Raw genomic sequence first — 7,318 nt, forward strand, 5'->3', positions numbered from 1 at the left:
TTGTGAGCAGTAGTTATAAAAAACACCCCGCGTTTGTTTTTTGCACGCGGGGAGTTGGAATATACAAAACAACTTTATTTCTTTTCTTCTTCTTTTTTCTCGTTCTCGTTTTCGTCCAACTTTTTGAGCGTGGGGAACAAGATAATCTCGCGGATAGAGTCTTGGCCGGTAAGCATCATAATAATACGGTCTATACCAATACCCATACCGCCGGTGGGCGGCATACCGCTTTCCATTGCTTCAATGTAGTCGGCGTCCAAAATATCGGCGTTGTTGGCGTCTTCGCCCTTGGCTACGGCCTTGGCGGCGGCTTGGTCTTTCAAGCGCTGCAACTGGTCCGCCGGGTCGTTCAACTCAGTGTAAGCGTTGCCGAGTTCCTGCCCATTTACAAACACCTCAAAGCGTTCCACCAGTTCCGGGTCGCCCGGTTTGGTCTTGGAGAACGGACTTACCGCCGTGGGGTATTCCATAGCAATAACCGGGTTGTGATAATCGGCCAGCAGTTTGCCTTCAAAAAGTTCGTCAAAAATGGAGGAATCGCTGTCGTTAGGGCCGAATTTTACGCCTTGTTCGCGGGCGACTTCTTCCAGTTTGGCGCGGTTAAAGTGGCGGCCATTTAATACTTCGTGAATATCGTGGCCGAATTTTTCCTTCCACGCCACCGGGATATAGAGGCGTTTAAAGGGCGGTCTTAAATCCACATCATAGCCACGGAAGTGAATCTTTTCCGCACCGATAGCCTTGGCGGCATTGCCCAAAATTTCGTCAAACAAATCCGCCATTGTGTTTACGTCCCCGTACGCCTGATAGAGTTCCATCATCGTAAATTCAGGGTTGTGGGTCGTATCAATACCTTCGTTGCGGAACATATGGCCGATTTCGTAAATCTTATCCATACCGCCGATGATTAAGCGTTTGTGGTACAGTTCCAACGCAATGCGCATAAAGAGCGGCATCTTTAAGGCGTTGTGGTACGTTTCAAACGGGCGTGCAATCGCGCCGCCGGAATCGGGGTTCAAAATTGGGGTATCTACTTCCAAAAAGCCCTTTTCGTCCAAGGTTTTGCGGATAGACGAAATGATTTTGGCGCGTTTAATAAAAATTTCTTTTACGTCTTCGTTGGCGATTAAATCCAAGTGGCGTTTGCGGAAGCGGACCTCGGTGTCCTGCAAACCGTGGTATTTTTCCGGCATCGGGCGGATAGCCTTGGAAAGGAGCGTAAGTTTGGTTACTTTAATGGTTTTTTCGCCCGTTTTGGTAACAAATACGTGCCCGGTTACGGACACAAAATCGCCCACCGCAATATGCTTTTTAAAGAACGCGTAGGGTTCGTCGCCCAAGTTATCTTTGGCAATGTAGAGTTGCACGCGGCCCGAAAAGTCGCGCAGGTGCGCAAAGGCGGCCTTGCCCATTAAGCGCAGTTGCATTAATCTGCCGGCGGTAATGGCTTCGGCCCCTTCGGGGGAGTCCTTGGCTTGCTGGCAGGAAATCTGTTTTTCACAGCGGTTGGGGTAAGGGGTTACACCCAGTTGGCGGATTTCTTCTACTTCCGCATAGCGCCGGGCGATGATTTCGTCCAGCGAATTGTTATGCTGTTGCGTATGTTCGGTTGACATCTGTAAAACCTCTGTATTTTATATTACCTATATTTTAGCAAATTGGAGGGGGTAATAATGATACAATAATCAACGGAGGATTTTATGAAACGGAACACGATTTTATTAATTTTAGTGATTGGCGCGCTGATTAGCGGCGGGCTGTATTACCGTTACCACGGCGAGGAAACCGACGAACGCGGCGCCACCAAATTAATGCAGGCGTTGGAGCACGAGGAGCAATTAAGCAAGGAAACCGCGCGCTTAATCAAACGCAGCGACGACGTAAACGAACGGGATTTAGCCGGGCAAACCGCGCTGTTTTATGCGGCGCGCCACGCTAAGGACCCGCAAGCCGTGCGCAATTTAATGGCGGCGGGGGCGGATGCGTACATTACGGATAACGAGGGCCGTACCGCACTAATGAACGCGGCGCAATATAACGGGTCTGTGGCGGTGGTGGAGGAACTCGTTAAAAACGCTTCGCACGTCAATTTGCAGGATAAAGCGGGTGAAACGGCGCTTTTATTGGCGGCTAAAAACAATACGGCGGACGTGATAAAGGTATTGCTCCGCGCCAAGGCTAACCCGGATATTGCCGGGCCGGACGGCAAAACGCCCGCGCAGGAACTGGCCGAAAACAAGAAACTATCCGACGAAGAGAAAACCGATTACCGCCAAGCAATGTTAGTGCTTTCCATTTTACAACCGCAACACTTGGAATAAGAAAAAAATTTAGGCCCCGCATATGCGAGGCCCAAATTTTCCTGCGCCCACCAGGACTTGCCTTCCAGTAAAATTCCTGACGGAATTTTCTTGCAGGCCGGGCTCGCGGTGTTTACCTTTCAGCGCCCATCGCTTCAAACAAAAACATCGCTCCGCCTTTCAAGTCTGGACGCACACCAAGCAGTTGGTGTGCTTGAACGCAAAAAAGCCCACGCTTGCGCGTAGGCTTTTGAATACTGCGCCCACCAGGACTTGAACCTGGAACCCACCGATTATGAGTCGGTTGCTCTAACCGATTGAGCTATAGGCGCTAAATCTATTTTTTATTATAACAAATTAAAGCGCCGGGCGGGATAATAAGAAAAAATTGCACCGTTTTACTAAAATGTGCTAAAATATTTATGTTAATCCGGGATGGTGTAATGGTAACACGGATGCCTCTGGAGCATTAATTCTAGGTTCGAGTCCTAGTCCCGGAACCAGATTTGAAAACCGCCTCTTTTGAGGCGGTTATTTTTTGTTCCGGGACAGCTGGCAAACTGCTTTGCCTGCGTTAGGCCGAGAAAGCCGCAGCGATGTATGAGTTTTGCCGTTAGGCAAAGGCGAATACCGCGAGGCGGGGCCGCGAGCCGCGCGCGTCAGCAAGCGGACTTGTGTCCGAGTTTCCACCGGAACCAGATTTTAAAACCGCTTCTTTTGGGGCGGTTATTTTTTGTTCCGGGACAGCTGGCAAACTGCTTTGCCTGCGTTAGGACGAAAAAACACGCGCGCCCCGCAGGGGGATGACATTTTGCTTTTTTTCTGCTACCATACGGGTATGAACCTGTTTTGGCGCGCGATGTGTGTTTTATCTCTTTCCCTTTTTGCGTCAGGTCCGCTGGCGGCGCAAAGCGTGCGCGCGTTTGTGCCCCGCAATATCAAAACATCCTTTAAAGTGCAGGTGCCACGTACCGTTAAGGTCCCCTCTTTTACTTCCGTATCTGCCGTACAGGTAATTCCCATGCGCCCGGATGTGCAAAAGGCTTTGGCTTCTTGCGTATTAACTCCGGGGATAAAGGCGCGCCTGTCTGCATTTCATATAAAAGATTTGCCGGGCGGCGTAACGGAAATATCTCTTCCCAAAAAATCACTCTTATTAACCGATACGCACGCTGGAACCCGAGCGGTGGCAATGGTGCAAAAGCATAAAAAATTGTCTAAACCGCAGGCTCTTGCTTGGCTTGCCGGGCACCCCCAAGAGGCCGCACTTATTTATGGGCTTCCGCGTTTTACGGGTCAGGCGTATGTTATTCGCGATTTAAAAACCGTCCAATGGCGGGAAAACCCGTGGGAGGAAACCGCCGCCCTGCGCAATACGCCGTACCCGGCTCCGCGCTATGCGTTTGATTTGCTTCGCGGGATGCGTTTGTCTGCGGACGGAAAGGATTTACGCAATATTTTTAAAAACGGGCTGGACGTAAACAAAGCCTATGACTACCAAACCGCTTGGCCCGTGCTTCACTTTTCCCAAGACCCGGATTTTGCCGTTCGCTTTGCAATGAGCGAGGAAAAGCCCATTTCCATTATGTTGCACGTCGGCGGACTTATCCCGCCACACTACCGCACGCAGAGATTGCACATACAGGAATTTACTACGCCTAAAAGTATTCCTACCAAACAAATTATGCAAATAAGCGCATTTTTAAAGGTGGGGAAAAAGCCTTGCTGGGGCCAGTTGGATTTGCTTCCCAGCGGGAACTTTTTATTCCGTCCGTATGATATTTCTCTTACAAAAGACCCGTCATTTGTGGAGCGGGATTCGCACTTGTACGAGGTTCTTCCGCAAGACCGTATTCCTCACCGGGCCAAATAAAACGCTCCTCTCTATTTTTTTATGGGGTTTTTAGCCTAAAATTGGTACAATATACACGTTCGGGGCATGGCTCAAGTGGTAGAGCGCCCGCTTTGGGAGCGGGAGGTTCCCGGTTCAAGTCCGGGTGCCCCGATAAAGGTTTTTATATGGCCCAACAGCGTTCCTGTATCTTCAATTTTTTGCACACTCCTGCCGACATAGCGGACAAAACGGTAACAGACGGTATCCAAACCGTGGTTTCCCGCGTGTTTAAAGCGCCGTTTCCCTTTTCATCTTTTGTTTTGTCTGCCGGGTTTCGCTCTCCGGCGGACGGTTGGCTGCTGTTGGAAGCGCAGGTGTGTGTAAAGGAAAAATGGAGCGGATTTTATAAGTTGGGGCTTTTGTCCGGCAAAATGAAGAGCAGTTTCCCCGCGCAAGAGGACGCTTTCGGGCGTGTGGCGACGGATGAACTGGTTTTGTCGGCCCCGGCGGAAGCCTACCGCTACCGCTTAAAATTGTTTGGCGGGGCGGAAGTAACCTCGTTGGCGGTAACGGCAGTAAGCGCTTCTTTTGCGTATGACGAAAAAATCGCCGCCCGCTTGCCCGTAGGTTCGTTTGAACACGAAGTAACCCCCATTTCCCAAATGGAGCAAACCCACCCGGACCGCCGCCGCATTTGTAGCCCCACTTCGCTTTGTATGGCATTAAATGCGTTAGGCATTAAAACCGCTTTAAAGGATTTTTTAGAAGAGGTTTTTGACCAGACTGCGGGCATTTTTGGCAACTGGGTTTTTAATGTGTCCGCGGCTTCGGCCCGCGGGGCAGAGTCGTATGTGCGGCGGTTTAGTGCGCTAAGCGAACTTAAAAATTTTGTAGCGGAAGACTCCTTGGTGGTGGCCAGTATCGGCTATAACCGCGGGGAACTCGCGGGTGCGGCCATAGAGCATACGCCCGGGCACTTGGTGTTAATCCGGGGTTGGAAGGACGGAAAAATTTTAGTGGCGGACCCGGCCGCTTTAAAAAAAGATTTAGTTTTGCGCGCCTACGACGCGCGGGAATTTGCAAAAGCGTGGCTGTGCAATAAAAAAGGCGCCGCGTATGTGGTGAGGAAAAAATGAAGAAATGTTTACTGTTTATGTGTGCCGTGTTGTTATTTTCGGCCTGCGCCAAACAAGATATGAAGGATACCTTGGTGGTGGCGCACAAAGGGGAAATGGAATCCCTGGACCCGGTTTATTCGTATGACGGGGTAACCCACGGGCTGTTAATTAACGTGTATGATACCCTTTTAAAGTTTGACGGTTCCTCGCTGACTGATTTGCTTCCGTCCGTTTCCACGGCAGTACCCAGCAAGGAAAACGGACTCATCTCCGCCGACGGCCGCACTTATACCTTTCCTATCCGCAAAGGGATTAAATTCCAAGGCGGGGAAGACCTGACCCCCGAGGATGTGCGTTATTCGTTGTTGCGCTTTTTGTTATCCGATGTGTCCGGCGGGCCGTCCAGTTTATTATTGGAGCCGGTTTTGGGCGTATCCTCTACGCGTAATGACAAGGGCGAAATCGTAGTCAATTTTAAGGACGCCGCCAACGCCATACGCGTGGATGGGGATAATGTGGTGGTAACGCTCAAACGGCCGTTTGCGCCGTTTCTTTCCATTATTGCGCGGTGGAGTTACATCGTCAGTAAGGATTGGGCGGCTTCTCACGGGGCGTGGGACGGTACGGAAGAAACTTGGAAGCAGTTTAACAACTTTGCCAGGGATTCCTCCCCGTTCTTTGCGGTGGCCAACGGTTCGGGCCCGTTTAGCGTGGCGCGCTGGGATATTGCCGCCAAACGCTTGACCTTGGCCGCGAACGAAAATTATTTTGCGGGTGCGCCTAAATTAAAATTTATCCATATGCTGACGGTAGATGAACCCTCTACACTGCGGCTAATGTTGGAAACGGGCGATGCGGACGTGGCGGAAATTTCCACCAAGTTTGCGGCGCAAATTAAGGGCAACCCCGATGTAACCTTGTACGACAATTTGCCCCGCCTGCGCACGGACCCGGTCATCTTTTTTACGCTTGATATCAATATGCAGGCCAACCCGGATGTAGGTTCCGGCAAGTTGGACGGGCAGGGGATTCCCGCTGATTTCTTTGCTGATAAAAATTTGCGCCAAGCCTTTGAATACGCCTTTGATTATGATTCCTTTTTAAAGGAATCTATGGAAGGCCGCGGCGAGCGCGCTATCGGCCCGGCTCCGGCGGGGTTGGTCAAATACGATAAGGATTTTAAACAATATCCCTTTGATTTAAAAAAGGCCGAGGAACTCTTTAAAAAGGCTTGGGGCGGCCAAGTGTGGGAAAAGGGCTTTAAATTTACCATTACCTACAACACCAGCGGCGATATGCGCCAAATTGCGAGCGAAATTTTAAAACGCAATGTGGAAAGTTTAAACTCCAAATTTCAGATTGACTTGCGCGGTGTAACGTGGCCATCGTTCTTGGAAAAAACCGCCAAACGCCAAATGCCGATGTGGGCGCGCGGCTGGGTGGCAGATTACGCCGATGCGCACAATTTCTATTTCCCGTTCTTGCACAGCCAAGGGCGGTATGCGCTTTCGCAGGGATACAAAAATCCGCAAGTGGACGCACTGATTGAGCGGGCCGTGGCGGAGACCAACTTTGCTAAGCGCAGCGCCTTATATAAGCAGGTGCATAACTTAATGCACGAGGACGCAATGCAGATTTATACCGTCCACCCCACAGGCCTGTGGGCAATGCGCAAAAACGTGAAGGGCTTTACGGATAACCCGGTGTATATGGGTATTTATTTCTACCCGATGTTTAAAGAATAGCCGTTGCGGTAAAATTTGTGTTTGTGTGCGGGGCAAGGATTTGTATTCCTTGCCCCGCTTCATTTTTTAAAAAGGGACCTGCTGAATTGTCAGCCCGCTAGGGGCGCGACCTGCAGGGTTTCGGGCCCTGTCGTTAATAAAATAAGCAGGTCATCCTGAATTTAGTTCAGGATCTACCGATTGTGTTGTTGGTTGTTGCTGTTGGACCTTAACGACAACTACCCAAGATGTAGATTCTGAAACAAGTTCAGAATGACCCCTATTTTGATAACGGCAAAAAATGTTGTTTTTGTCGTTGTCTTTTTGGCTGTTTACTGTAAA

5 protein-coding genes and 3 tRNA genes are annotated in these 7,318 nt (G+C 50.2%); 6 read left to right on the plus strand and 2 right to left on the minus strand.

Translation table 11 applies throughout. The annotated features are described in order from the left end of the window. Nucleotides 1–74: 74 nt before the first annotated feature. The gene (gene lysS / locus B2118_RS04710; RefSeq protein ID WP_428053650.1) at nt 75–1,616 is read right to left on the minus strand and encodes a lysine--tRNA ligase; all 1,542 of its coding nucleotides are present in this window, start codon (nt 1,614–1,616) and stop codon (nt 75–77) included. An 84-nt stretch (nt 1,617–1,700) separates the two neighbouring features. Between lysS and B2118_RS04715 the strand changes: the two genes are divergently transcribed. Beyond that, the gene (locus B2118_RS04715; protein ID WP_428053652.1) at nt 1,701–2,321 is read left to right on the plus strand and encodes an ankyrin repeat domain-containing protein; all 621 of its coding nucleotides are present in this window, start codon (nt 1,701–1,703) and stop codon (nt 2,319–2,321) included. Nucleotides 2,322–2,558: 237 nt separating this feature from the next. Here B2118_RS04715 and B2118_RS04720 read toward each other — a convergent pair. After that, nucleotides 2,559–2,632 (minus strand) — tRNA-Ile (locus tag B2118_RS04720). Nucleotides 2,633–2,729: 97 nt separating this feature from the next. Between B2118_RS04720 and B2118_RS04725 the strand changes: the two genes are divergently transcribed. The 5 genes from B2118_RS04725 to B2118_RS04745 all read left to right on the plus strand — a co-directional run bounded on the left by B2118_RS04725 (nt 2,730) and on the right by B2118_RS04745 (nt 6,997). After that, nucleotides 2,730–2,803: transfer RNA gene (locus B2118_RS04725), tRNA-Gln, on the plus strand. A gap of 335 nt (nt 2,804–3,138) precedes the next feature. Next, entirely contained in the window at nt 3,139–4,173 is a 1,035-nt protein-coding gene (locus tag B2118_RS04730) for a hypothetical protein (protein WP_428053654.1), read from the plus strand. Nucleotides 4,174–4,233: 60 nt separating this feature from the next. Beyond that, nucleotides 4,234–4,306: transfer RNA gene (locus B2118_RS04735), tRNA-Pro, on the plus strand. A 13-nt stretch (nt 4,307–4,319) separates the two neighbouring features. Next, entirely contained in the window at nt 4,320–5,270 is a 951-nt protein-coding gene (locus B2118_RS04740) for a C39 family peptidase (protein ID WP_428053656.1), read from the plus strand. After that, entirely contained in the window at nt 5,267–6,997 is a 1,731-nt protein-coding gene (locus B2118_RS04745) for an ABC transporter substrate-binding protein (RefSeq protein WP_428053658.1), read from the plus strand. Before B2118_RS04740 ends, B2118_RS04745 begins: the two co-directional genes overlap by 4 nt. Nucleotides 6,998–7,318 lie beyond the last annotated feature (321 nt).

Source organism: Candidatus Avelusimicrobium stercoris (assembly GCF_002437085.1).
GTDB classification, from domain to species: domain Bacteria; phylum Elusimicrobiota; class Elusimicrobia; order Elusimicrobiales; family Elusimicrobiaceae; genus Avelusimicrobium; species Avelusimicrobium stercoris.